Origin of the sequence: Xanthomonas hortorum (assembly GCF_024339125.1) — a bacterium.
Taxonomy (GTDB): domain Bacteria; phylum Pseudomonadota; class Gammaproteobacteria; order Xanthomonadales; family Xanthomonadaceae; genus Xanthomonas; species Xanthomonas hortorum.
In genome coordinates this window covers 3,508,469-3,533,702 of record NZ_CP101417.1, presented here as the reverse complement: position 1 = coordinate 3,533,702, position 25,234 = coordinate 3,508,469, and the positions used below count along the sequence as shown (strand labels likewise).

At 64.3% G+C, this 25,234-nt stretch carries 23 protein-coding genes and 1 other RNA gene; 20 read left to right on the top strand and 4 right to left on the bottom strand.

Annotated elements, in window-relative coordinates:
• Positions 1–60 precede the first annotated feature (60 nt).
• From NMB96_RS15190 to NMB96_RS15125, 14 genes are all read left to right on the top strand, one after another.
• Positions 61–675 (top strand): cytochrome b, encoded by a 615-nt coding sequence (locus tag NMB96_RS15190; protein ID WP_084217869.1) that lies wholly within the window; start codon positions 61–63, stop codon positions 673–675.
• 71 nt (positions 676–746) lie between these two features.
• On the top strand, positions 747–2,099 hold the full coding sequence (locus NMB96_RS15185) for a cytochrome C (RefSeq protein WP_255085168.1): 1,353 nt from the start codon (positions 747–749) through the stop codon (positions 2,097–2,099).
• Positions 2,100–2,124: 25 nt separating this feature from the next.
• Positions 2,125–2,514, top strand: coding sequence for a c-type cytochrome (locus NMB96_RS15180; protein ID WP_023903703.1), 390 nt, complete (start codon positions 2,125–2,127; stop codon positions 2,512–2,514).
• Between the two features lie 282 nt (positions 2,515–2,796).
• Positions 2,797–3,561: a TorF family putative porin gene (locus tag NMB96_RS15175; RefSeq protein WP_255085166.1), complete on the top strand. Its 765-nt coding sequence runs from the start codon at positions 2,797–2,799 to the stop codon at positions 3,559–3,561.
• A 63-nt stretch (positions 3,562–3,624) separates the two neighbouring features.
• On the top strand, positions 3,625–4,206 hold the full coding sequence (locus NMB96_RS15170) for a sigma-70 family RNA polymerase sigma factor (protein WP_006452988.1): 582 nt from the start codon (positions 3,625–3,627) through the stop codon (positions 4,204–4,206).
• The gene (locus NMB96_RS15165) at positions 4,203–4,856 is read left to right on the top strand and encodes a zf-HC2 domain-containing protein (protein ID WP_255085164.1); all 654 of its coding nucleotides are present in this window, start codon (positions 4,203–4,205) and stop codon (positions 4,854–4,856) included. Before NMB96_RS15170 ends, NMB96_RS15165 begins: the two co-directional genes overlap by 4 nt.
• Positions 4,853–6,181, top strand: a complete 1,329-nt coding sequence (locus NMB96_RS15160) for a S8 family serine peptidase (RefSeq protein ID WP_255085162.1) — start codon at positions 4,853–4,855, stop codon at positions 6,179–6,181. Before NMB96_RS15165 ends, NMB96_RS15160 begins: the two co-directional genes overlap by 4 nt.
• 10 nt (positions 6,182–6,191) lie before the next feature.
• Positions 6,192–6,950, top strand: coding sequence for a heme ABC transporter permease CcmC (gene ccmC / locus NMB96_RS15155; RefSeq protein ID WP_006452991.1), 759 nt, complete (start codon positions 6,192–6,194; stop codon positions 6,948–6,950).
• Positions 6,947–7,153: a heme exporter protein CcmD gene (gene ccmD / locus NMB96_RS15150; protein ID WP_023903698.1), complete on the top strand. Its 207-nt coding sequence runs from the start codon at positions 6,947–6,949 to the stop codon at positions 7,151–7,153. The genes ccmC and ccmD overlap by 4 nt, the downstream gene beginning before the upstream one ends.
• Positions 7,150–7,620, top strand: a complete 471-nt coding sequence (ccmE, locus tag NMB96_RS15145; protein ID WP_095574646.1) for a cytochrome c maturation protein CcmE — start codon at positions 7,150–7,152, stop codon at positions 7,618–7,620. The genes ccmD and ccmE overlap by 4 nt, the downstream gene beginning before the upstream one ends.
• 63 nt (positions 7,621–7,683) lie before the next feature.
• Positions 7,684–9,672 (top strand): heme lyase CcmF/NrfE family subunit, encoded by a 1,989-nt coding sequence (locus NMB96_RS15140; RefSeq protein ID WP_023903696.1) that lies wholly within the window; start codon positions 7,684–7,686, stop codon positions 9,670–9,672.
• A complete protein-coding gene (locus NMB96_RS15135) occupies positions 9,669–10,211 on the top strand; it encodes a DsbE family thiol:disulfide interchange protein (RefSeq protein WP_255085159.1) in 543 nt (180 codons plus the stop codon). Before NMB96_RS15140 ends, NMB96_RS15135 begins: the two co-directional genes overlap by 4 nt.
• Positions 10,211–10,693, top strand: coding sequence for a cytochrome c-type biogenesis protein (locus NMB96_RS15130; RefSeq protein WP_023903694.1), 483 nt, complete (start codon positions 10,211–10,213; stop codon positions 10,691–10,693). The genes NMB96_RS15135 and NMB96_RS15130 overlap by 1 nt, the downstream gene beginning before the upstream one ends.
• Positions 10,693–11,409, top strand: coding sequence for a tetratricopeptide repeat protein (locus NMB96_RS15125; RefSeq protein WP_255085158.1), 717 nt, complete (start codon positions 10,693–10,695; stop codon positions 11,407–11,409). Before NMB96_RS15130 ends, NMB96_RS15125 begins: the two co-directional genes overlap by 1 nt.
• Positions 11,410–12,218: 809 nt before the next feature.
• Here NMB96_RS15125 and NMB96_RS15120 read toward each other — a convergent pair.
• Both NMB96_RS15120 and NMB96_RS15115 read right to left on the bottom strand, forming a co-directional pair.
• Positions 12,219–14,291, bottom strand: a complete 2,073-nt coding sequence (locus NMB96_RS15120) for an ATP-binding protein (protein ID WP_255085157.1) — start codon at positions 14,289–14,291, stop codon at positions 12,219–12,221.
• Complete coding sequence (locus tag NMB96_RS15115) at positions 14,278–15,792, bottom strand: ATPase domain-containing protein (RefSeq protein ID WP_255085156.1); 1,515 nt, start codon at positions 15,790–15,792, stop codon at positions 14,278–14,280. The genes NMB96_RS15120 and NMB96_RS15115 overlap by 14 nt, the downstream gene beginning before the upstream one ends.
• A gap of 257 nt (positions 15,793–16,049) precedes the next feature.
• Between NMB96_RS15115 and NMB96_RS15110 the strand changes: the two genes are divergently transcribed.
• Positions 16,050–16,394: a response regulator gene (locus tag NMB96_RS15110; protein WP_043889761.1), complete on the top strand. Its 345-nt coding sequence runs from the start codon at positions 16,050–16,052 to the stop codon at positions 16,392–16,394.
• Positions 16,395–16,433: 39 nt separating this feature from the next.
• Here the strand turns inward: NMB96_RS15110 and NMB96_RS15105 are convergent, their stop codons facing one another.
• Positions 16,434–19,292 (bottom strand): hybrid sensor histidine kinase/response regulator, encoded by a 2,859-nt coding sequence (locus NMB96_RS15105; protein ID WP_255085155.1) that lies wholly within the window; start codon positions 19,290–19,292, stop codon positions 16,434–16,436.
• Between the two features lie 470 nt (positions 19,293–19,762).
• On the opposite strand from NMB96_RS15105, the gene NMB96_RS15100 reads away from it, so the two are divergent.
• The 3 genes from NMB96_RS15100 to NMB96_RS15090 all read left to right on the top strand — a co-directional run bounded on the left by NMB96_RS15100 (position 19,763) and on the right by NMB96_RS15090 (position 23,834).
• Entirely contained in the window at positions 19,763–20,227 is a 465-nt protein-coding gene (locus NMB96_RS15100) for a MarR family winged helix-turn-helix transcriptional regulator (protein ID WP_255085154.1), read from the top strand.
• A gap of 36 nt (positions 20,228–20,263) precedes the next feature.
• A complete protein-coding gene (locus tag NMB96_RS15095; protein WP_255085153.1) occupies positions 20,264–21,448 on the top strand; it encodes an FAD-dependent monooxygenase in 1,185 nt (394 codons plus the stop codon).
• 274 nt (positions 21,449–21,722) lie between these two features.
• Positions 21,723–23,834 (top strand): methyl-accepting chemotaxis protein, encoded by a 2,112-nt coding sequence (locus NMB96_RS15090; RefSeq protein WP_255085151.1) that lies wholly within the window; start codon positions 21,723–21,725, stop codon positions 23,832–23,834.
• Between the two features lie 6 nt (positions 23,835–23,840).
• Here NMB96_RS15090 and NMB96_RS15085 read toward each other — a convergent pair.
• Positions 23,841–23,915, bottom strand: a non-coding RNA gene (locus tag NMB96_RS15085) — sX9 sRNA.
• A 182-nt stretch (positions 23,916–24,097) separates the two neighbouring features.
• Between NMB96_RS15085 and NMB96_RS15080 the strand changes: the two genes are divergently transcribed.
• Together NMB96_RS15080 and NMB96_RS15075 are read left to right on the top strand one after the other, a co-directional pair.
• Entirely contained in the window at positions 24,098–24,493 is a 396-nt protein-coding gene (locus NMB96_RS15080) for a hypothetical protein (protein ID WP_255085150.1), read from the top strand.
• Between the two features lie 279 nt (positions 24,494–24,772).
• The gene (locus tag NMB96_RS15075) at positions 24,773–25,168 is read left to right on the top strand and encodes a hypothetical protein (protein WP_255085149.1); all 396 of its coding nucleotides are present in this window, start codon (positions 24,773–24,775) and stop codon (positions 25,166–25,168) included.
• The last annotated feature ends 66 nt before the right edge of the window (positions 25,169–25,234 follow it).

Here is a 25,234-nt window from a genome sequence, read left to right as displayed (position 1 = left end):
GCCTGGCAGCGCACGACGCACTGCCGGAACCAACGACCAGCACCGGAGCACACCGACCAAATGCGTTCATCCCCTCAGGCGCCAGACACCGCCGCCACCGACAGCGCCACTGTGCTGCCGCAACAGGCGCCACCCACAGCGCAGGTCATTCCACTTCCCAAATCGATGCGCGTGCTGCACTGGCTGACGGTGCTGTGCCTGGCCATGGCCGCCACCCTGATTTTGCTGCGCGCCGAGCTGGAAGGACGCGCATTGCGTCAGTGGCTGATGGAAGGCCATCGCCACTTCGGTTTGATGGTGCTCTTTCTCTTCGTCCTGCGCGTGGGCTTGCGCATCCGCCTGCGCAAGCTGCCGCCCGGCCCGCCGTCGCCGCTGCTGATGCGGCTGGCTGCAGGCGCCACCCATTTCGCGCTGTACGGCCTGATGGTCGCATTGCCGCTGATCGGCTGGTCGTTGAGCAACGCCTACGCCAAACCGGTCTACCTGTTCGGATTGACGCTGCCGAATCTGGTCGCGCCGGACGAAGATCTGGCCGACACCCTGGGCACCTGGCACTTGAATGCCGCCTGGGTCTTGCTGGCCCTGGTGATCCTGCATATCGGCGCCGCGCTCTGGCATCACCTGGTGCTCGGCGATGGCGTGTTGCATCGCGTGCTGCCGAAAAAAGCCCGATGAATTCCCCCGAGTTGCCAGCCCTCCCCCGCTCCCGCAGCGCCGAACCCCGCACCGTCGAACAAGGACTTTCCATGCCTACTCCCCAGCCCGCCCCGCGTCGCGTTGCCGCCACGCGCACCGCCTCCCTGACGTCCTTGTTGTGCGTGTCCGGCCCGTTGTTGCTGCTGGCCAGCACGCAGGCGCAGGCGATCCCTTCGTTCGCGCGCCAGACCGGCTCTTCGTGCGCAGATTGCCATGTCGGCTCCTATGGCCCCTCGCTCACCCCATATGGCATGCGCTTCAAGCTCGGCGGCTTCACCGATACCGATGGCAACGGCACCAAGATTCCGGTCTCCGGCCAGGTCACCTGGACGCGGAGCAATCCCAGCCGCGGCGACAGCAGCGCACGCATCAACGAAGCCGATCTGTATCTGGCCGGCCGGGTCAACGACCACATCGGCGGTTACTCCAAGATCCGCTCCAACAACGGCGGCAACGACACCTTCAACACCCAGTTGGACGATGTGGATCTGCGCTTTGTCAGCAAGCCGTTCCAGCTGGCCGGCAAGGACGCCATGATCGGCGTCAGCGTCAACAACAACCCCGGCGTGTCCGATCCGATCCAGGTGCTGCCCAATGCATCGACCCTCAGCCCGGTTTCCAATGCCGGTTCGGCCAGCATGCTGAGTTCCTCGGCGCTCTCCAACCGCGTGATCGGCGCCAGCGTGTACGGCTTGTTCGACCGCAATTGGTACGGCGAAGTCGGCAGCTACAGCGCATTGTCCGCCGATGCGCAGGACCACCTGGGCTGGAACCCCAACAACGACCCGGGCAAGCTCAGCGACACCGGCTATGCGCGCTTTGCCTATATGAAGGACATGAAGCGGCAGTTCTTCTCGGCCGGCCTGACCGCGATGACCACCCGTCGCCAACGCCTGCGCACCGGCGGTCCCACCGATGACTTCACCGATCTGGGTTACGACCTGACCTATCAGTTCCTCGGCACCCGCGAGCACGTGCTGTCGCTGGCCTACGTCAACATCTACGAGCGCCGCAAGTACGGCAGCCCGCTGCAGCCGACCGACCCGAGCATGTCGCCGCGCGACCGCGGCAGCGTGCGCGACCAGAACATCAGCATGAACTACGCGTTCAAGCAGACCTATGGCGTGCTGGCAGCGCATCTGATCAACAGCGGCTCGTTCGATGTGGCGCGTTATCAGCCCTACGGCATCCCCGACACCACCGCCAATCTGATCCTGTTGTACTGGACCCCGTTCGGTAAGGAAGGCACCTACACCACCAACGCCAACGTGCGTTTCGCGGCCACCTGGTTCCGCTTCGACAAGTTCAACGGCAGCACCACCAACGTGTTCGGTGGCGGCAATCCAATCACCAACCCGCGCGATCTCGACACCTTTTCGTTGTCGGTCAATGTCTCGTTCTGATTCCCCTGCACGCGTAAGGACCCCCATGAAGTCACTCCACAAAACCTTGTTGTGCGCCCCGCTGGCCGGCCTGTTGTTGGCCGGCGCACTGCTTGCCCCGCCCGCGCGCGCGGCCGATGGCAAAGGCGTGTTCATGACCGAATGCGCCGAGTGCCACAGCGCGGCCCAGGGCAAGAACAAGAAAGGCCCGTCCATGTTCGGCGTGGCCGGGCGCCCGGCCGCCAGCCTGGCGGACTACAGCAATTACTCAGATGCACTCAAGGGCAGCAAGTGGCAGTGGACGCCCGCCCAGCTCAAGACCTATCTGTCGCAATCCTCGTCCAAGGCCTTGCCGGGCACCAAGATGAAGTACGAAGGCCTGGAGGATCAGAAAGAGCTAGACGCGCTGATCGCCTACCTCAACACGCTGCACTGAGCGTTGTTTGACCGGCCGGCAGTCATCCCTGCCGACCGGCAACCGGGGCGCACTGCGCTTCGGGCGTCGCGCCGGCCGCGTTGCCGGCCGCGATTCCTTCGCGTATATGAACGGAACCGTCGTGCCCGCGGCGGTCTGCCCGACGCAATCAGGCACTATTGCGCCCCGCTCACCGTAGACGCTCATCCGTTGCCCCCTGTCTCGCCTGCCAGGTCGTCCCCCTTCCGAACGCGACGCCATTGCGCCTGCGGCGGGCAGCCGTGGGACAGGCCACGTCTGAACATGCGGCAGCGGCACTGCACAACGGCCAGCGCCAACCCGCGTTGCCTGTGCCCGCACGTGCGCCGGCGCAACTCCCCGTTGCGCCACTGCCTGCTGCTGGCCCTGGTCATCAGCCCCGCCGCCGTGGCCGCCAATGTCGGCGGCGCGGTGGCGCTGACCTCGCAGCTGATCGACCGGGGCATCTCGATCGCGCCCAACAAAGCCACGCTGCAGGCGGCCGGCTACTGGCTGCCCTCGCCCGGCTGGTCGGTTTCCACCTCGGTCGCGCTGCAATCGCCCTCGCTGAGCAAGCCGGTGGCGGTCACCGCCCAGGCCGCACGCGCCTGGATGCTGGACGACCGCTGGCAGATGCAGGCAAGCCTGCTCTACTACGGCTACCCGACCAACCAGGCCACGCGCACCTTCGACCGCCAGGAAGCCAGCCTGGCCTGGTCCTACCGCGACGTGCTGACCTTTTCGGTGTCGGTGTTCAACTTTCCCCGCGCCGACCAATCGCCGTGGAATGTGGCCATCGACGTCACCGCCAATGTCCCGCTGCAAAACGACTTCAGCCTGTTGGTCGGCGCCGGTTCTTCGCGCTTTCCGGCGATGGCCTACGGCGCTGCCGAATCCGGCCGCTATCAGTACGGGCAATTGGGCCTGAAGTGGAGCCGGGCACGATGGACGCTGAAACTGGAACGCATCGTCACCAGCAGCAATACCCCGCGCCTGCAGGGCGGCCCGGGCGAAACGCCCTGGCTGGGCACGGTCTCCACCACGTTCTGATCCAGCTGCAACCTTTTGCCCCCGTGCGGGCACTGACCTACGTCTTCTGCCGTGCCTGCCTCGATGAATGATTCCGACACCCTGGGTGATGCCACCGACCGCATGCTGCTGCGGCGCATGGCCGCGGGCGACCGTGCCGCCCTGGCGACCATGTACACCAGCTACCACGGCCGGCTGTGCCGGTTCCTGTCGCGGCTGACCCGCCGCCCGGACATCATCGAGGAAGCCATCAACGACTGCTTCTGGATCGCCTGGCAGAAAGCCGGCGACTTCCGCGGCGATTCGCAGGTGTCGACCTGGATCATGGGCATCGCCTATCGCTGCGGGCTCAAATGCCTGCGCCAGCATGACGGCGAGGCAATCGACGACACCGCCGTGGTGGAAGACCACGCCCCCAGCGCCGACGACAACGACGACCGCGAGCTGCGCGACTGGCTCGACAAGGGCATGCAACGGCTCTCGCCGGACCAGCGCATGGTGATCGAACTGGTCTATGGCGTTGGCCACAAACTCGAAGAAGTCGCCGAAATCATGCAGTGCCCGGTCGGCACCATCAAAGCCCGGCTGTTTCATGCGCGGGTCAAATTACGCAATGTGCTGCCCGGCCTGGCCGGCGGCGCCCCTTACACGGAGACCATGCAATGAAGACGTTTTTCATCGCGCCTGGCAAGGAATGCTCGCACGCCTGGGAACTGATGCCCGCAGTATTGCTGGACAGTGCCACAGAGGAAGAGAACACCTGGCTGATCGCGCACGTGGCCAAATGTGCCTCGTGCAGCGCCGAATTCGCCCAGCAGAATCGTCTGCGGCAAGCGCTTGCACTGCCGTCGGCGGTCAAGCTGGACGCCAACGCCGGCCTGCTACGCCTGCTCGGCCGCCTGGATGCGCCGGAACAGCACACCGCACCTGCTGCACCGGTGCCGGCAGCACGTCGCTCCGGCAACTGGACGGTGCGCGCCCTGGCCGCCGCCGCCCTGGTGCAGGCCATTGGTCTTGGCGTCATGGGCGTCAAGCTGGCCGCGCCCTCGCACGACTACCGCACGCTCAGCAGCGCCACCGCCTTGCCGGTCCCGCAGGGTGCCATCCGCGTGGTGCCCGACGCCAGGATGACCGTGGCCGACTGGGACAGCCTGCTGCATGCGCAGCAGTTGCAGGTGGTCGGCGGCCCCAATGAAATGGGCGCCTACACCGTGGTGCCTGTCGCACCGCAGCCGCCTGCCCAGCCGCAGCACACCGTGCAGCAGCTGCGTGCGAACCCGCGCATCCGCCTGGCCGAGATCGTGTCGGCACCATGAGCCGCTTCTACGTTATCGGCTTGATCGCCGGCTTCATCGGCCTGGGCAGCTGCACCTGCGTGCATGCCCAGGACACGCCCCAGCATGCTGCGCAAGCTGTCGGCACCAGTACCGCGCCGGCGCAGGCCGCTGCGCATACGCCCGATAGCAGCCGCGACATCCTGCTGGCGGTGGCCAACCCGCTCACCGCGCCGCCGGCACGCGCCGGCTCCAGCCTGATCGGCTACGCCTCCAGCTATTACGGCGCCGGCCAGAAGGCCGCCGTGCGCATGGAAGCCATCAAGCAGCGCTACAAGCTACGCGAAGTTTCCGGCTGGCCGATCACCTCGCTGGGCCTGTATTGCGCCGTGCTGCAGCCGCCGGCTGGCGTATCGCGCGACGAGCTGGTCAGCGCGCTGGCCGACGACGAAGGCGTGGAGCTGGTGCAGCCGGTGCAGGATTTCTCGGTGTTCTCCGCCGATGCATCGGAAAAGACCACGGCGCTGTCCGGCTACAACGACCCATACGTGGACATGCAACGCGGCTTCATCGCCACCGATGCGGCCAGCGCGCAGACCGTCACCCAGGGCCGCGGCGTGGTGGTGGCGGTGGTCGACACCGGCGTGGACACCGCTCACCCCGATCTGAAGTCGCGCATCCGCGACGTGCACGATCTGGTCGACGACACCGCGCTCGCCACCAGCAGCGATTCGCACGGCACCGAAGTGGCCGGCATCATTGCTGCCGGCAGCAACAACCATCAAGGCATTGTCGGCATGGCGCCCAAGGCCATGCTGAGCATCTACAAGGCGTGCTGGTATGCACCGACCGTCGGTGCCACCGCACGCTGCAACACCTTCACCCTGGCCAAGGCGCTGGCGGCGATCAACAACAGCTCGGCGCGCGTGATCAATCTGAGCCTGGGCGGCCCGGCCGACCCGCTGCTGAGCAAGATGCTGCTGCATCTGGTGCAACAGGGCCGCATCGTGGTGGCCGCGATGCCGCCGAACGGGCGCATGGATGGCTTTCCCAACGATGTGCCCGGCGTGCTGGTGGTGCGCAGCAGTAGCGCCACCGCCGCGATGCCCGGTGTGCTGAGCGCGCCCGGCAAGGACATCCTCACCACTCAGCCGAACGGCCGCTACGACTTCACCTCCGGCTCGTCGATGGCCACCGCGCATGTCAGCGGCATGGCCGCGTTGCTGTTGTCGATGTCGCCGTCGATGGACGCGACCGGCTTGCGCGAACTGATGCAACGCACCAGCAAGATGTCCGACGGCCAGCTGCAGGTCAACGCCGGCGCTGCGGTCGACGCGCTGGCTTCGCACGCCAAACATTCCAACTGACGACACCGGCATGGCCAAGTGGATTCCCTTGTGGCTGCATAAACTCAGCTCGCCGCCCACGTTCTACCGCGTCGCCGGCATCGTGCGCCCGTGGGCGCTGGCGCTGGCGCTGCTGCTCGGCGCGGTGGCCGCTTACGGCGGGCTGGTACTGGCGCCACCGGATTACCAGCAGCACGATGCCTACCGCATCATCTTCATCCACGTACCCAGCGCCTGGATGAGTCTTTTCATCTACGCGGCAATGGGCGTGTCCGCGTTCATTGCGCTGGTGTGGCGGATCAAGCTGGCCGAAGTGGTGACCATGGCCTCGGCGCCGATCGGCGCGGCCTTTACCTTCATCACCTTGTGCACCGGCTCGCTGTGGGGCAAGCCGATGTGGGGCACCTGGTGGACCTGGGATGCACGGCTCACCTCGGAGCTGCTGCTGCTGTTCTTGTATCTGGGTGTGCTCGGCCTGTATCACGCGGTGGAAGATCGCCGTCAGGCGATGCGTGCGGCCGGCTTGCTCGCGTTGGTGGGCCTGGTGAATCTGCCGATCGTGCATTACTCGGTGGTGTGGTGGAACACGCTGCATCAAGGCTCCACCGTGCGCCTGCTCGGCCCCTCCAAGATGGGCGCCGACATGCTGTGGCCTCTGCTGACGATGATGCTGGCCACCAAGTTTTATTACCTGGCCAGTCTGTTCGGCCGCGTGCGAGTGGACCTGCTCGCACTGGAAAGCGGCAAGGACTGGGCACGCCGGATCGTGTTGACGGAGCGCACCGCATGAACACCTTTCTGGCGATGGGCGGTTACGGCCACTACGTGTGGACCGCGTACGCGTTGTTCGTGCTGGTGTTGCTGGCCGATCTGGCCTCGCCGTGGTTACGTCGACGCCGCCTGCCACGCGAATTGCGCGGCCAGCTGCAACGACAGACACCGCGACGTGCACGCGATCAGCCAGTTCCCACGCTGGAGCGGGACGCGCCATGAATGCAACACGTAAGCAACGCCTTTGGCTGGTGATCGGCGTCATCGCCGCTGCCGCACTGGCGGTGACGCTGATCGTGCTCGCGCTGCAGCGGAACATGAGCTATCTGTTCACGCCCAGCCAGGTGCACGCCGGCGAGGCGGCCAGTTATCAGCAATTTCGCCTCGGCGGCATGGTCAAGGCCGGCTCGATCCAGCGCGCAACCGATAGCCTGAAAGTCAATTTCACCGTGATCGACAAGCACGCCGCAACGCAGGTCGAATACACCGGCATCCTTCCGGATCTGTTTCGCGACAACCAATCGGTGATCGCCAACGGACGCATGCAAGGCGGGCGCTTTGTCGCCAACGAAGTGCTGGCCAAGCACGACGAAACCTATATGCCCAAAGAACTCAAGGACGCGATGGCCGAGGGCCATGTCGGCAAGCCGATTCCTGCCGCCGCGGTGCCGCTGTCGGCGCCGCGTTGATGCGGCGCGCACCGCTTTCCACCACTTCCATGATCTTCCTTCGTTGCACAATGCGATTTGCCCATGACGCCTGAACTCGGCCAGATCGCACTGATCCTGGCGCTGCTGTTGTCGCTTGCCCAGGGCGTCTTGCCGCTGATCGGTGCCTGGCGTGGCAACTCCGCCTTGATGGGCATTGCACGGCCGGCAGCGGTAGGCCAGGCAGTGTTCGTGTGGATGGCGTTCGGCCTGCTCGCCTGGTCGCTGCTGTCGCTGGACTTTTCGGTGGCCTATGTCGCTGCCAACGCCAATATCGCCCTGCCCTGGTACTACCGCTTTGCCGCGGTATGGGGCGCGCACGAAGGCTCGTTGCTGCTGTGGATCGCCATCCTTGCAACATGGACGGTGTTGCTGGCCGCCTTCAGCCGGCATCTGCCGCAGCATTTCGCCGCCCGAGTGCTGGCGGTGCTGGGGCTGGTATCGGTGGGTTTTCTCGCCTTCATCCTGCTGACCTCCAATCCGTTCGGGCGGCTGTCGCCGATTCCCCTGGATGGCAACGAACTCAATCCGGTGCTGCAGGACCCGGGCATGACCTTCCACCCGCCGGTGCTGTACACCGGTTATGTCGGCTTCTCGGTGGCGTTCGCGTTTGCGGTGGCGGCCTTGCTGGGCGGCGAGCTGGAACAGGCCTGGGTGCGCTGGGCGCGGCCGTGGACCAACGTGGCCTGGGCCTGCCTCACGGCCGGCATCGTCGCCGGCAGCTGGTGGGCGTATGCGGAACTGGGCTGGGGCGGCTGGTGGTTCTGGGACCCGGTGGAAAACGCCAGTTTCATGCCGTGGCTGGTCGGCACCGCCCTGATCCACACCCAGGCGGTCACCGAAAAACGCGGCAGCCTGCGTGCGTGGACGATTCTGTTGTCGATCCTGGCGTTCTCGCTGTCGTTGCTGGGCACCTTCCTGGTGCGCTCGGGCGTGCTCACCTCGGTGCATGCGTTCGCCGCCGATCCGCGCCGCGGCCTGTACATCCTCATTTTCCTGGTGGCAGTGGTCGGCGGCTCGCTGCTGCTGTACGCCTTGCGCGCACCGAAGATCGCCAGCGGCAAACCGTTCGCCGCCGCCTCGCGCGAGACGGCCATTTTGATCGGCAATCTGCTGCTCACCGTGGCCGCCGCGATGGTGTTGCTGGGCACCTTGTTCCCGCTGATCGCCGACGCGTTCGGACTGGGCAAGGTCTCGGTGGGGCCACCGTATTTCGGCCTGTTGTTCCCGTTGCTGATGTTGCCTGTGGTGCTGTTGCTACCGTTCGGCCCTTACCTGCGCTGGGGCAAGGCCGAGGCAGCACCGTTGAAGGCACTTGGCACGCGCGCCGGCATCGCCGCGATTGCGTGTGCGTTGGTCGGCAGCCTCTTCGCTGATGGCCAGATCAAGGCGATTGCCGGCATCGGCGTCGCGGCGTGGGTGGCCGCCGGCACCGCGCTGTACATGCACAAGCGCTGGCGCGAAATGCCGCGCGGGCGGCGCTTTCCGGCTGAAATGGCCGGCATGTTGCTCGCGCATGCGGGCGTGGCGGTATTCGTTGCCGGCGTGCTGGTGTCCGACAGCCTGTCGGTCGAACGCGATGTGCGGCTGTCGCCCGGCCAGAGCGCTGAGATCGCCGGTTACGCGTTCCGGTTTGACGGCGTGCAAATGATCGATGGGCCGAACTGGAAGGCCGAACAAGGCAGCGTGCAGGTCAGTCGCGATGGCAAGGTAATCGCGCTGCTGCATCCGCAAAAACGCCTGTACAGCAGCGAGCGCATTCAGACCGAATCAGCGATCGATCCCGGCATCACCCGCGATCTGTACGTCGCACTCGGCGAGCCGCTGGACGATCAACACATCGAATACGACTGGACGCTGCGGCTGTACTACAAACCCTTCATCCGCTGGATCTGGGCCGGCGGCCTGCTGATGATGCTGGGCGGTTTTGTCAGCGCCTGCGCGCGCCGCTTTCGTGCGCCAGCCGTCGCCGGCAAGGCAACCACCTCGCCGGCACACGATGCCATCGTCACTGCGCAGGAATCGCCCGCATGAACCGTCTGCTGCCCTTGCTGGGTTTCCTGTTGCTGGCGGCGCTGTTCGGCTTCGGCATCTACTGGACGATGCAACACAACCCGCGCGATGTGCCCTCACCGTTGATCGGCAAACAAGCGCCAGCGTTCTCGCTGCCAAGGCTGGATCAGCCCGAACAACACGTCAGCCGCGACCAGCTGCTAGGCAAGCCGTATGTGCTCAACGTGTTCGGCAGCTGGTGCGCCGAATGCGTGCACGAACATCCGGTCTTGATGGCGCAGGCCAACGGGCTCGGCGTGCCGCTGATCGGCTACAACTATAAAGATGCGCCCGCCGATGCCACCGCGTGGCTCGCGCAATACGGCAACCCGTATGCCTTAGTGATCGCTGACGAAGCCGGCCAGACCGCGATCGATTTCGGCGTCTACGGTGCGCCGGAGACGTTTCTGATCGATGCGCAAGGCATGATCCGCTACAAGCACATCGGCGTGCTCACACCCGATGTCATCAACGACACACTGCTGCCGGCCATCGCCGCGCTGCCCAAGGGTGCGCAGTGATGTCGGCTCGCCCCTGGTGGCGCTGGCACTGGCGTCTGCAAGGCCGGCAACTGCGCTTGCTGCTGGTGTTGCTGCTTGGCGTGCTGCTTGCGCCGCCGCTGGCGGCGCAGGCAGTGGACCCGCTGCCGTTCAAGAACCGCAGCGAGGAAGCGCGTTACCAGCGTCTGACCGCACAACTGCGCTGCCTGGTGTGCCAGAACGAAAACCTGGCCGACTCCAACGCCGCGCTCGCACGCGATCTGCGCCATCAGGTGTTCGCGCAGATCCAGGCCGGCCACAGCGATGCGCAGATCAAGCAGTACATGGTCGAGCGCTATTCGGATTTCGTGCTGTACGACCCGCCGGTCAAACGCGGCACCTGGCTGCTGTGGTTCGGCCCGCTGTTGATGCTGGGTGCCGGTGCAGGCGTGGTGATCCACACCGTGCGCAAACGTGCGCGTGCCGGGACACCGGTGGCACCGCAAGCTGAGGAAGAGTGGTGATGACCGGTTTCTATTTGATAAGCGCGGCGTTGGTGGTAATCGCGCTGCTGTTGTTGCTGGTGCCATTGCTGCGCCGGCCAACGCGCCATCGCGGCACACGCTATGCGCTGCCGATTGTGTTGGTGCTCGGCTTGCCGATCGCCACCGCCGGCCTGTATCGCCTGGTCGGCGCGCCCGACGCCATCGCAACGCGCGTGTACGCTACGCCAGCGCAGCAGACAGTGCAGGCGACGTCTGAGGCGACTGCTGCCGGCAGCACGCAAGCACAAACACCAGCCATCAGTCCGGCTGAAGAAGCACAACTGCAGGCGCTGGACGCCTGGATGCAGCAGGCCAAGGCGCACGAGCAGGAAAACCGTTCGGCCGACGCGCGCGATGCCTATGCGCAAGCACTCAAGCTCGCCCCCGACAACAGCGCCGCCATTGTCGGCTGGATCGCGGCAGACATGGGTACGCGCAGCGATTTCGCCATCGACGCCGCATCGCGCACACGCCTGCAACAGGTGATCGCACGCGAGCCGGATCATCAACGCGCTCTGTGGCTGCTCGGCATCAGCGACTTCCAGCAGCAGGACTACAGCGCCGCCAGCGAACACTGGCGCCATTTGCATGACTTGCTGGACACCGGCTCGGCGATGCAGAAAGCGGTCGCGGAAAAAATCGCCGTGGCTGAATCGTTGGCGAGTGCGCGGCAGGCCAAACGCGCTACTCGCTAGTAACGGCTGACAAAACCCACTTCGCGGCCATCAGCGGGTGCCGCTGTACTCAGTGCGCATATACCACGCGTAGATACCGCTATTGAGTGCGCCATCCACATCCATCTGCCCATTGCTTGTGCCGTTCTTCAGCCATTTCGAGATCGTGAGATCTTAGTTGTCTTGAAAGATTGGACGCGATGAGTGCGTAGATTGCAGAGCGGCTGATCTGCGGCTTGGCTGCAGGGCTCTTGCCCGCCCACCATCGCGGGACACGCCGCAAGTACGTCCGTGTAGGCTCTTACGCGGCATCCATGCCGCGTAAGGTCCCGCGACGGTGGGCGGGCAAGGACCAGTCGAGATGGTTGGTGTGCACGGTTGCAAGCCATGCATGACGTTCTTCTAATTGGCTAGCTATCGTGTCCTTCTGCGACCCGCACCAGCAAGCCCACTCAACCTGCGAGACGCTCAGCTTTTTACCCGGCGACCGACCAACACTCTGGTGCGGTGTCCTCACCGATTGCGGGACCGTGTGGCGGCATGGATGCCGCCACCGAGCCTACAGGGACGTACTTGCGGCGTGTCCCGCAAGCGGTGAGGGCACCGCGCCCTCGACCGACAGACCGACGCTGCTTGGAAGTATTCAAATGTAGCGAAGAGTCGCTAACAAACCCAGAAAGAAACCATCAACAGACGATGGAGCAAGCAAACCAGGGCAACGCCAGATGGATATCGATTCGGCGTTACAGCATTCAAAAGGTTTTGCTAGCCGCTCTGAAGCCATGGGCAATGCACAACCAAGTGCACGTGGAGTCAAACGTGCTCCGCACTCAGGCCGAAGGCCCCAGCACTTCGTGCAACTTGCCGCTGAATTCGCCCAGCGTAAAAGGCTTGGCGATCATGCTCATGCCTTCGCCCAGAAATTCGCCACGATCGCGCGCGGTTTCCGCATAGCCGGTCATGAAGATCACCGGCAGATCGCGGCGTGACTGACGTGCGATTTCTGCCAGCTGGCGCCCGTTGAGCCCGGGCAAGCCGACATCGGTCACCAGCAGATCGATCCGCCGCTGCGAGGCCAGAATCGGCAGTGCGGCATCTGCATCGGCAACCACATCGGCCTCGTAGCCCAATTCGTTGAGCAGCTCGGTGACCAGCAAGCGCACCTGTTCGTCGTCTTCTACCACCAGCACCTGCTGGCCTCTCCCGGTGACCACCGCCCCGGCCTGCGGCAGCGGCTGCGCTGGCTGCAGATGCACGCCCGCCGGCAGATAGAGACTCACGGTGGTGCCCACGCCCATCGCCGACTCCACCCACACCTGCCCGTTGGACTGCTGCATGAAGCCGTAGATCATCGACATGCCTAGGCCGGTGCCCTGCCCGATCGGCTTGGTGGTGTAGAACGGCTCGAACACGCGCTCCAGCACATCCATCGGCATGCCGGTACCGCTGTCGGTGACCGACACCACCGCATAATTGCCGGGCGCCAGCGTCACGCCACGGCCAAGTTCGAGCGGCTGCGCATCGACCAGCAGATGACGCGTGGCGATCCGTAATTGACCACCACCGGGCATGGCATCGCGTGCGTTGATCGCCAGATTGAGCAGTGCGCTCTCCAGCTGGTTTTCATCGACATACGCCTGCGGCATATCGGCGTGCAGATCGGTTTCCAGCCGCACCGATTCGCCCAGCGTGCGCGCCAGCAATTCCTGCAGCGACACCACCAGATCGTTCAGATGCAGATGGCGCGCTTCCAGTGATTGCCGGCGCGAAAACGCCAGCAACCGCTGCGTCAGCGCGGCGGCCCGCAATGCCGAGGCCGAGGCCACATCCAGAAAGCGGCCCAGTCCTTCGGTGCGGCCTTGATCGATACGCAGGCGTGCCAGATCCAGCGCAGACAAAATACCGGTGAGCATGTTGTTGAAGTCGTGCGCGATACCACCGGTCAGCTGGCCCACCGCCTCCATCTTCTGCGCCTGACGCAACGCCGCTTCGCTGGATTCGCGCGCCTGCATCTGCTGCTGCAACTCGGCAGTGCGCTCGGCGACCTTGACCTCGAGCAGATTGGCCTGCTGCTGGATCGATTCCAACGCCAGCGTGCGTGCGGTGATGTCGGTGGCGAACACATGAAAGCCATCCACCACGCCATCTGCATCCAGGCGCGGCATATAGCGGATCTCCGCATCGCGGCGGCGCCCATCGGCGTGTGGCCAGCTTGCTTCCACCGTTAACGTCTGACCGGCCAATGCGGCTTCGATCCAGGCGCGACGCTCCTCCACCACCGCAGGTCCGACCACATCCACCAACTGCCGCCCGATCACATCGGCAGGCGGAATGCCGATCCAGTCTTCGTAAGAGCGATTGGCAAAGCGATAGATCAGGTTCTTGTCGATAAAGGCGATCAGCACCGGCAAGGCATCGGTGACGCGACGCAGTTCGGCTTCGCTCGATGCCAGCGCCGCCTTGCTTTCGGCCAGCTGTGCCATCTGGTCGCGGATCACGAACTGCTTCTGCCGCGAGCGCAACGCGGTGGAAATGGCGCTCAGCAACGAGGCCGAACTCAGCGGCCGTTCCAGCTCGATGACGTTGGTCAGCTCGGCCGGCAGCGTGGCCTGACGCCCGTTGTGGGTTCCGCGCGGGGCACGCAACAGCACGAACGGAATGTCCGACCACGCGGCCTGGCCCCGCAGGATGTGCGACAGCTGCTGCAGATCGCCGCCGATCACCTCTTCGGTCAAGACGACCACGCCCGACGCATCGAGCAGTTCGTCCGCCAGCGCAGCCAGCGAGGCATACACCCGACGCGTCAGCCCGCGCTGGCCGACGATGCCGGCAATGCTCTCCGCGTCGCGCCCGAACGGCGCAATGATGTGGACGATGGACCCGTCCGGGTCACGGGTAGTCAAGTGGACGATCCAGCAACGGCGTAGCGTCTCCAACGAACTGCGGCGTGCCGGTCAGCACACCGTGGAATTTCTCCAGCGGCTCGCTCAACTGGATCCCGCCGCCACCGATGCGCAACTCGCGGATCGAATCCTCATGCGCGCCGCTGCGATTCTTGATCACCGACAAGGCCTTGCGAATGCGTCCTTGCGCTTCGAAAAAGCGGAACAGGATGACGGTGTCGGCCATATAAGAAACGTTGAGGTTGCTGGTCGACATCGTGCCCACCAGCCCGTGCTGCGGGTTGATCAGGAACGTGGTGACGCCGCACTGGTTGAGATACGACAGCAACTCGTGCATCTGCAGCATCAGCTGCTTTTCCTGCGGCATCGACGTCAGATAGCCGTTGAGGCTGTCGATCACCAGCACCCGGCAATGACGCTCTTCGACACTGGCGCGCACCGTCCAGGCGAACTCGCCCGGTGTCAGTTCGGCCGGGTCCATCTGATGCAGTTCCAGCAGACCCGAGTCCAGATGCTTGCGCAGATCCATGCCCAGGCTTTCGGCGCGCGTCAGCAAGGTGCCAGTGCGCTCGTCGAACTCCAGGATGCAGCAGTGCTCGCCACGCTCGCAGGCGGCAACAACGTACTGCAGCGCGATATTGGTTTTGCCCGACCCGGCCGGCCCGGTCAGCAACGTGCTGGTGCCACGCAGCGGGCCGCCATGCAGCAGCGCATCGATGCGTCCCACCCCGCTGGACACCGCTTCGCCAACGAAGGGCACGTGGTGGTCGGAGGCGATCAGGCGCGGATAAATCCGCATGCCACCGGTGACGATGGTCAGGTCGTGATAGCCGGCGATGAAATTCACGCCGCGCAGCTTTTGCACCTGCATGCGCCGACGCGCCGCACCGAAGTCCAGCGTCATGCGCTCCAGCGAGATCACGCCATGGCACAGGCTGTGCAGATGCGCGTCACGCTGGCCGTTTTCGCCGGTAAGATCGTCGACCAGAAGCACGGTGATGTTGCGCGGCGCGAAAAACTGCTTGAGCGCCAGCACCTGGCGGCGATAACGCAGCGAATCCTGTGCCAGCAGACGCAGTTCGGACAGCGAATCGAACACCACGCGGGTCGGCTTGACCCGATCGATCTCGGCCTGGATGAGCTTGATGGTGCCATCCAGTTCCATTTCCCAGGGGTGCAGGATCGACTGCTGGCGCCCGTCGCCCAAAAACGCCTCGGCCGATGCCAGCTCGAAGATATTCAGCGCATCCAGCGTCCAGTCGTGCGAGGCCGCCACCTCGTTGAGCTCGTCGATGGTCTCCGACAAGGTCACATACAGGCAGCTCTCGCCCTTGGCTGCACCGTCGAGCAGGAACTGCAGCGCCAGCGTGGTCTTGCCCGACCCAGGCTGCCCCTCCAGCAGATACAGCCGATTGGGTGGCAGGCCACCGCGAAGGATGGTGTCCAACCCCTCGGTACCCGTGGCAATGCGTTTTGCGGTCGTCTGCTTCAAATTTCCCATAGCCTTCAATTTATCACGCGCACGTGATAGCCCGATGCGGACGACTGAATTGATCAGCTTGCTTGCGCGGACCTGTTTGCTCACAGCTTGCGTTTGCTGCTGCCATTGCGCGCTCAACCGAGTTTTTCGGCAATGCCTTTATGACAAATCCGACGCTCCCGTCACATCCGCCAGCCTAGCGTTGCGCATGAAGTACATCGCGTTGTTGCGATTGTTCGAGGATAGCGGTGAATCACGCAGCAAGCACCAGACGCATCCTGTTGGTCGAAGACGACGATGCGATCCGCGCCATGACCGAAGATATCCTGGGTGACGAGGGTTACCAGGTCGTCGCCACCGCCGATGCCGAGCACGCGCTGGAACAGCTCAACACGGCGCGCCCGTTCGACCTGTTGCTCTCGGATATCTGCCTGCCGGGCATGAACGGCCGCGACCTGGCCGACGAGGCCCGGTTTCTTTACCCGGCATTGCCCATCGTGTTCATGACCGGCTACGCAGGCGCCATTGCCAAGCGTGCCGACTTTCTGGATACCGGCATGCGATTGCTGACCAAACCGTTCTCGTTGCGTGATCTGCTGGGTATCGTGCAGACCACGATGTAAGCGAGCGGAGCAATTGCGCCATCCACTCCGTGTGCACGATTACTGCGGCGTCCGCCCCAGCAGTTGCGCCACGCGCCGCTCCAGATCGATCGCAAGAAAAGGCTTGGTGAGCACTTCCATGCCATCGTCCAACTGACCGGCTCCAACCGCAGCGGTGGCCGCATAGCCGGTCACGAACAGCACCGGTAGCGACGGTCGATACTGGCGCCCCGCATCGGCGACCTGGCGTCCGTTCAAGCCGCCGGTCAGGCCAACGTCCGTCACCAGCAAGTCGATCGCTTCCTGCGAGCGCAAGCGCTCCACGGCAGCACTGCCTTCGGCTGTTTCGATGACGCGGTAGCCCGCTTCGGTCAGCACTTCGGACACCAGGACACGGATCGCGGTTTCGTCTTCCACCAGCAGCACCGTGCTGCTGTGCGTGGGCGATTGCAGCGAGGGTTCGACTGAGTGCTGCGTCTCATCGGCCGGCAGCAGGCCGGTGAAACGCGGCAGATACAGCAACATGGTGGTGCCCACGCCCTCTTCCGAATCGATGCGCACATGCCCGCCGGATTGCCGGGTGAACCCATAGATCATCGACAAGCCCAGGCCGGTGCCCTGCCCGATCGGTTTGGTGGTGAAGAACGGCTCGAACACCTTGGACATGACCTCGGCGCTCATGCCGGTGCCGCTGTCCTGCACGCTCAGGCACACATAATCGCCAACCGGCAGATCGAGCTGCTGCGCCGCGGCCTCGTTCAACATGCAATTGGCAATGGCAATGGTGAGCTCGCCGCCATCGGGCATGGCATCGCGTGCGTTGATGCACAGGTTCAACAACGCGTTTTCCAGCTGCGGCGCATCCACCAACACTTTCCACGACTCTGCCGCCGGGCGCAGTTGCAAACTGATCGAAGGCCCCAGCGTGCGCGCAATGATGTCGTGCATGTCGCGCACCAGCGCTTCCACCTCCAGCGCGGTCGGTGCCAGGGTCTGCCTGCGCGAAAACGCCAGCAACCGCTGCGTCAGCGCCGTGGCGCGCGCGGCGCTGGATTGCGCCATCTCCACATAGCGTTCCAGACGGTCGTACTTGCCTTGTTCGATGCGCGTCTGCAGCAGCTCCAGCCCAACGCTGATGGCCGTCAGCAGGTTGTTGAAGTCGTGCGCCAGGCCGCCGGTGAGCTGGCCCACCGCTTCCATCTTCTGGCTCTGGCGCAGTTTCTCTTCGGCCAACAGCAAGGCCGCGCTGCGCTCGCGCACGCGCTCTTCCAGCGTTTCGGTCAGCTGGCGCAATTGCTCTTCGGCAATGCGCTTGTCGGTGATATCCGCTGCGGTGCCAAACCATTCGACGATCTGCTCATGCTCGTTGAGCAGCGGAATGGCGCGCATCAAGGTCCAGCCCACGCGTTGGTCGGAACCCGGCACGCGGTATTCCAGATCCAGTGCGGTCTTGTTGACGATCGAATGCGCAATGGCCTCTGCCAGCCGCGCGCGATCGTCCGGATGCACCATGTCCTGCTGCCAGTTCGGCGTGGCCGACAACGCATCGCTCAGCGCGCCATCGCCAACCAGCTGACGCAGTTCGCACCAATCGGCACTGGCCGAAAAAATCGATTGCGACGATGCACGCACCAGCGCATCGAGCCGGCGTTCGCTCTTGCGCAAGGCCTCGCTGGCCAGCCGTTCGGCAGTGCGATCGCGCAGCACTTTGACGAAGCCGATCGCCGCGCCGGTCTCTTCGCGCAGCACCATCAACGAACCATTGGCCCAGAAGCGCTCGCCGGATTTGCGGATGTGCCAGCGCTCGTCCATGCCGCTGCCGCTTTCCAGCGCCGCAGCCGCTTCGATCAGGATCTGCCGGTGCTCCACATCTTCAGGCGTGAACGTGCGCTCCAACGACTGGCCGAGCATTTCCGTCTCGGTCCAGCCCAGGATGCGCCGCGCGCCTTCGTTCCATGAGGTGACCCGCCCCTGCAGATCGGTGGCGATGATCGCGTAATCCATGACGCTGTCCAGGATCTGCCGGTTGCGCACTTCCGCCTCGCGCACCGCGCGTTCCAGGCTGATGCGATCGGTGATGTCCAGACCCTGCACGAAGATGCCGGAGACGGTGCCGTTGGCGCCTGCAATCGGCTGATAGACCAGATCCAGCAGGCGCCGCTCCACCGGGCCACCTGGCGCGGCCTGCACGTTGTACGCAAGCGCATTGGCCGCGTAGGCACGCCCCGACTGATAGACCTCGTCCAGGCGGCGCAGATGGCCTTGCTCGACCAGGTCAGGCAGGGCCTCGGCCAATGGCTTCCCGATCACGTCGCGGTGGCCGATCAAACGCGAATAACACGGATTGGCGAATTCCACCCGGTGCTGCGGCCCGCTCAGGAACGCCATGAACATCGGCGCCTGCTCGAACAACCGGATCAAGCGCTCGTGCTCATCGGCAAGCCGGCTCTGCGCCAGCTTGCGGTCAGTGACTTCGTTGGTCACGCAGAACGCACCGCCGACACGGCCATCGTCCAGATAGATCGGCGAGAACGAGAACGTCCACCAGGTCTCTTCGGGCGCGCCGTAGCGGCTCATGCCGATCGGCACTTCTTCGAAGCGCGACGCGCGCCCTTCGAACGCGGCTTCGATCGGCCCACGCACGGCTTCCCACGCATCGGCCCACAATGCGCGCAGCGGCGCACCCAAGGCCTGCGGCTGACGCGGCCCCAAAATCGGCGCATACGCATCGTTGTAGAAAAACGTCAGCGCATCGCCCCACACCACATACATGCTTTCCGGCGAGCCCAGCATCAGGCTGACCGCGTTGCGCAACGGCGATGGCCACTGCGCACTCGGCCCCAGTGGCGTGGACGCCCAATCGTGGCTGCGCACCGCCTGCGCCATGGCGCTGTCGCCGTGCGGGAATGACGAACTCATACGCAATGCGACCGCACTAGCGCCATGCGGCAGCCGCACTGTCTGGACCACGGGCGCAACGCAACGCGGCCCTGGCCCGGATTATCGATCACACCTACCTGCATCTTTTTCAAACCATTGATAGAGAGGCCAGCTGCCAACCTTGCGTATCGCCTATCGCAAGACCGGGCGCACGCGCATCCGGCTATCATCTGGCCTGCGCCCGGCTGCGTCCAGCCGAACCCACCCGGCATTGCTGAATAGCTAGCGCAGGCAACGCTCGCTGCGCAGCACCCAGGCGATGCACTGCCTCGACTGCGCAACGACTGCCTGACCGGCAGCGCACCCAACCGACGACGGCGTGCCATGCCAGGCAGCAAAGGTCGCACCGATGCAGGCGTGAACGCGTCGCCGGGAGCAGCACCCATGCCCCGCGCCTGGATGCCCGATAAAATCGCCCGATGGCTGAAAGGCATCACACGGTTGCGCGCATGCAGGATCAAGACGAACGCATTCACCCCCAGGCGGCAGTGGCGCCGGGTTACCTGGCCAATCACGCAGCGCGGGTCTTCAACCGGCTGGTCGACGCCGAACTGCGGCCGCACGGCGTCTCGCTGGCCCTGATCGGCCCGATTCTGCTGCTGTCCTGGAAGGGGCCGATGTTGCAACGCGACCTGGTGATCGCCTCGGCGGTCAAGCAGCCCGCCATGGTGGCCCTGCTCGACAAGCTGGAAGCGCAAAAGCTCATCAAACGCGCACCCACCGCGCAGGACCGCCGCGCCGCGCTGGTATCGCTCACCGCGCGCGGTCGCAAGACGGCCGAGCTGGGCGCTCGGGTGCTGATCGATCTGAATGCCGATGCCTTGCAAGGCTTCTCAGCTGAGGAGGCGCAGAAAACCGTCGCGTTCATGCAGCGCCTGATCGTCAACCTGGAGCAACGCGGCGCAGACCTGTAATATCACCTCTGATATTTATCTCTACGGGTGATTGTAATGGCGCGTCGCATCCTCATCACCGGCGCCAGCGTCGCCGGCAACACCGCCGCCTGGACGCTGGCCAACCAGGGCATCGACGTCGTGGTGGTGGAACAGGCGGCGCACTTCCGCGACGGTGGCCAAAACATCGACGTGCGCGGCGTCGGCCGCCAGGTCCTGCAGCGCATGGGCCTGGAGCAGGCCGCACTCGACCATGGCACCGGCGAGCAAGGCACTGCCTGGGTCGACGAACACGGCCATGCGGTGGCCACTTTCAAGACCGACGACATCGACGGCGACGGCCCGACCGCCGAGCTGGAAATCCTGCGCGGCGACCTCGCCCGCCTGCTCTACGAAGCCGCACGCGACAAGGTGACCTATCGCTTCGGCGACCGCATCGCCAGCATCCAGGACGACGGCAACTGCGCGATAGTCAATTTCCACAGCGGAAGCAGCGACCGCTTCGATGCAGTCATCATCGCCGAAGGCGTCGGCTCCTCCACGCGCGAACAGCTTTTCCCGGGCGAAAACGACCCACGCTGGATGGATCTGACCATCGCCTACTTCACTATCGCACGCAGCGCAGACGACGATCGCCTGTGGCGCTGGTATCACACCACCGGCGGCCGCAGCATCTCGTTGCGGCCGGACCGGCACGGCACCACGCGCGCCATGCTGTCGCTGCAGAAGGTCACCGACGGCGAACAGGACTGGGATCAGGCAACGCAGAAAGCGTACTTGCGTGAACAGTTCGCCGACGCCGGCTGGCAGGCAGCGCGCGTACTGGACGGCATGGACAGCACCGACGACTTCTACTTCGACGCCTTGCGGCAGGTGCGCATGCCGCGCTGGCACACAGGCCGCGTCGTCCTGACCGGTGACGCAGCGTGGTGCGCAACCCCGCTGGCCGGTATCGGCGCCACCCTGGCGGTCACCGGCGGCTATGTGTTGGCAAGCGAGATCGCACGCACCGATGATCTGCAGAGCGCATTCGCGGCCTACGCGACCGCCATGCGGCCGATGGTCGAACAGGGCCAGGGCGTGCCCAAGATCGGTCCGCGACTGATGAACCCGCATAGCCGGCTCGGCATCCAGCTGTTGCACGGCGCACTGAAGTTCGCCAGCCAACCGAGTATCCAGACCATCGCTGCGAAGCTGATGACGCCCTCGATCAAGGCGCTGGATCTGGCGCGCTACGACTGAGCCTGCCGGGCTCTCAAGCGCTGCACAGCGCGGTGACGTTGCGACGTGTCGTCCCGATCGGGGATGACGTCGCATCGCCACGAAACCAACCACACCTGAATCGGCCGACGCGCCGGTTTCAGTTTCAATGGCTGGGGTCGCTAACGAACACGTAGAGACGCAATCGGAGCAGCGGCAGCCATGTCGCTTCGAGGAGCGTGCACCTGCCTTCGCCTCCCGGCTGCTGCCGGGACTCCCCTGCTCTCCGCTTTGTCGGATCATCGATCGAACCCCCATGCATGTCTTTTTGAATCTGCGTATTGGTCAACGCCTGGCCCTTGGCTTTCTGTCGATCATCGTGCTGATGGTGATCCTGACCGTCGTCGGCATCCACCGCGTGCGCAGCATCGACCAGCAGCTGACCGCCATCAACGAGGTCAACAGCGTCAAACAACGCTATGCGATCAACTTTCGCGGCAGCGTCCACGACCGTGCGATTGCGCTGCGCGATGTGGTGCTGATGGACGAGGCGGCAGACCGGCACGCAGCAGAACAATCGATCGACAAGCTCGCCGCAGACTACGCACGCTCCGCGCAGCCGCTCGACAACATGATCGCCGCCTCTTCGGATGCCAAAGAGAAAAAGATTCTCCAGCAGATCAAGGCGATCGAGCAGCGCACCATGCCGTTTATCGCCAACGTGCGTGCACTGCGAGAGGCAGGCGACAAACCGCAGGCAGAGCAGCTGCTGTTGCATGAAGCGCGGCCCGACTTCATCGCCTGGCTGGCCAGCATCAACGCCTTCATCGATCTGCAGGAAGCCAAGAACCGCGAGGCCGCCAAAGACGCCGTCGCCACTGCACGCGGCTTCGCCATGCTGATGGTGATCTCCACCGTCATCGCGCTGCTGCTGGGCGCCACGATTGCCTTCCTGCTCACCCGTAGCGTGGTGCTGCCCCTGCGCCAATCGCTGCGGCTGGCAGAGCGCATCAACGACGGCGATCTGCGCAGCCAGGACATGCCCACCAGCCAGGACGAATCCGGCCAGCTGCTGCGTGCCATGCAACAGATGCAGCGCCGCCTGCAAGAGGTGATCTCCGCCCAGCGCGCCATGGCCGCCCGCCACGAAGCCGGCGAGATCAGCTACCGCACCGACGCCAAGCGTTTCCCGGGCGAATACGGCGATATGGTGCAGGACACCAACGCACTGGTGCATGCGCACGTGCAGACTCAGTTGCGCATGACCGAGGTCATGGGCAACTACGCGGTGGGCAATCTCGCGCAGGAAATCGAACAGTATCCCGGCGAAAAGGCCGCCATCACCGCCACCATGCAGCAGGTACGGCAGAACCTGCGCGCCATCAACGCACAGATCCAGGAACTCACCCAGGCCGCCTGTGCAGGCAACTTCGCACTCCGCGGCCAGCCGGAAAAGTTCGAGCACGACTTCCGCCTGATGGTCGAAAACCTCAACACCATGATGGCCACCTCCGACACCAACCTGGCCAAGTTCTCCGACCTGCTGCGCGCCATCGCCGACGGCGACCTGACCGTGCGCATGACCGGCAACTTCCACGGCGTGTTCGCCTCGATGCGCGACGATGCCAACAGCACCGTGCATCGCCTGACCGACATCGTCACGCATATCCAGACAACCTCCAACAGCATTGGGTTTGCCGCCGAAGACATCGCCAGCGGCAATCAGGAACTGGCGCGCCGCAGCGAACAACAGGCCGCCAGTCTCGAAGAAACCGCCGCCTCGATGGAAGAGCTGACCTCCACCGTCAAGCAAAACGCCGAGCACGCGGGCCGCGCCAACCAGCTCGCGCTGGGCGCCGCCGCGATCGCCTCGGACGGACGCGACGTGGTCGGCCAGGTCATCGAAAAGATGTCAGGGATCGAAGCGGCGTCCAAGCGCATCGCCGACATCATCTCGGTCATCGACGGCATCGCCTTCCAGACCAACATCCTCGCCCTCAACGCCGCCGTCGAAGCCGCACGCGCAGGCGAACAAGGCCGCGGATTCGCCGTGGTCGCCTCGGAAGTGCGCACCCTTTCGCACCGCTCATCGGACGCCGCCAAGGAAATCAAACGGCTCATCGACGACTCCGTACAACGCGTCGCCGACGGCGCCACACTGGTGCAAAAGGCCGGCACCACCATGAGCGAGGTCGTCACCAGCGTCCAGCACGTCACCGACATCATGGGCCACATCTCCGCCGCCTCCCAAGAGCAGGCCGGCGGCATCGAACAGGTCAATCAGACCATCGCCCAGATGGACGAAACCACCCAACACAATGTCCGCTTGGTGGAAGCGGCAAGCACTGCCGCGCGTGCGCTGGAAGACCACTCCGTGCAGCTGATCCGCGCTGTGGACGTGTTCAAGGTCAAGGCTGCGGTCATTTAAGCGCGGCGCCCCCAACGTCGCGAGCAGCCGTCGGCTGGGTATGGACAGCGCACTCAGAACAACAGTGGACGAGTGGCACATGCCGCACCGAGTACCCGCTGCGCTCGCCTGGCGGTGAGCGCAGTCGCTTTGTTAGCCGCTCTCACACCATCGATTGCCCTCGCTGGACGTCGCGCCACGAATGCGCCGGACCACATGGTCGGCTGAAGATTTCGTCGACTCTGAGACGTTATGTCGGGTTCCCATTGGCGCATCCGACAAGGTTGGCCAACGCATTTTATGCAGCTGCCAACTCTCGTCAGGACATCGATATGCCTATCCACAATCAAGGCATCAAAGCAGCCGTCTTGCTGACGCTGCTTGCGTCAAGTGGTCACGCAACCGCCAGTTGCAACGTTGCCGCCCACATCGAGGGCTCCATCAGCGGCTGGCCCACCCGGGTTGCGAACTCTTCAAATGATCGGCTCAGAACCGCATACGCCGCCAATAGCTGCACCTTCACGATAGGAGAGCATGGCGGTGGGCAAATACCTCCCGGAGCAGGGGGCGACACCCATGTCACGGTTCGCATCGATACCGCGCCGATCAGGACCTGCCACGTCTTCAAGCTCCCTTCCAATGCGCCGCAGGGAAGCAGAAACCCAACCACCTGCATTTGAGCCGTTGGTTCGGAGCAATCGAAGATGGACCACCTGGTGAGACGTTATGTCGGGTAGCGTTTTTTTAAACCGGCAAGGTGCAGACAGAGGGAACCTTTGAACGATCCACCGCAAACGCGTCGCCACCCTCGTCAGGATGATCGCTGGGCGCCATGTCTCACGTGTGGCATCGATACCAATTCGGATTCCTTTTCCAACTGTCGTTAGCGCAGCAAGCCAATCGGCAAACGGAGCGAATCACCGTCTCCGTCTCTTCACCCACAACGTCGGGAGCATCTCATGGCAGGCAAAGTCACGGTATTCAACAGCTACAACGAACCCATCACGTCTCTGCTGGTAACCAACAACAATGCCGGCAACATCGCCGGTTGGGCCGCCGGCCCGACGCCGCCGTTATATACGCCGAGTTCGCTGGCCGTGCCGCGTTCGAAGTATCCCTCGACGAGCGCGGTGTTCGCATACGGCGACAACACGTTGGTCTTCCCATGGGATAGCCGCACTGGCCACGCCACGGTCACTCTTTCACAGGACAGCAGCCTCGACGACGACCTGATTCTGTATATCACGCAGAACAAGGCGATCCTGTTGACGGCGCGCGGCGTGGTGCTCAACACCTTCGATGTCACCACATCGCTGAGCATGGCGGCCAAGGAAGAATCGCAGGACGCGGTCTGATCGACCACGCACAGGCGGCATCTGGCGTACCCAACGTCCGCGGTTGATGCAGGCGCGATGGCCGGC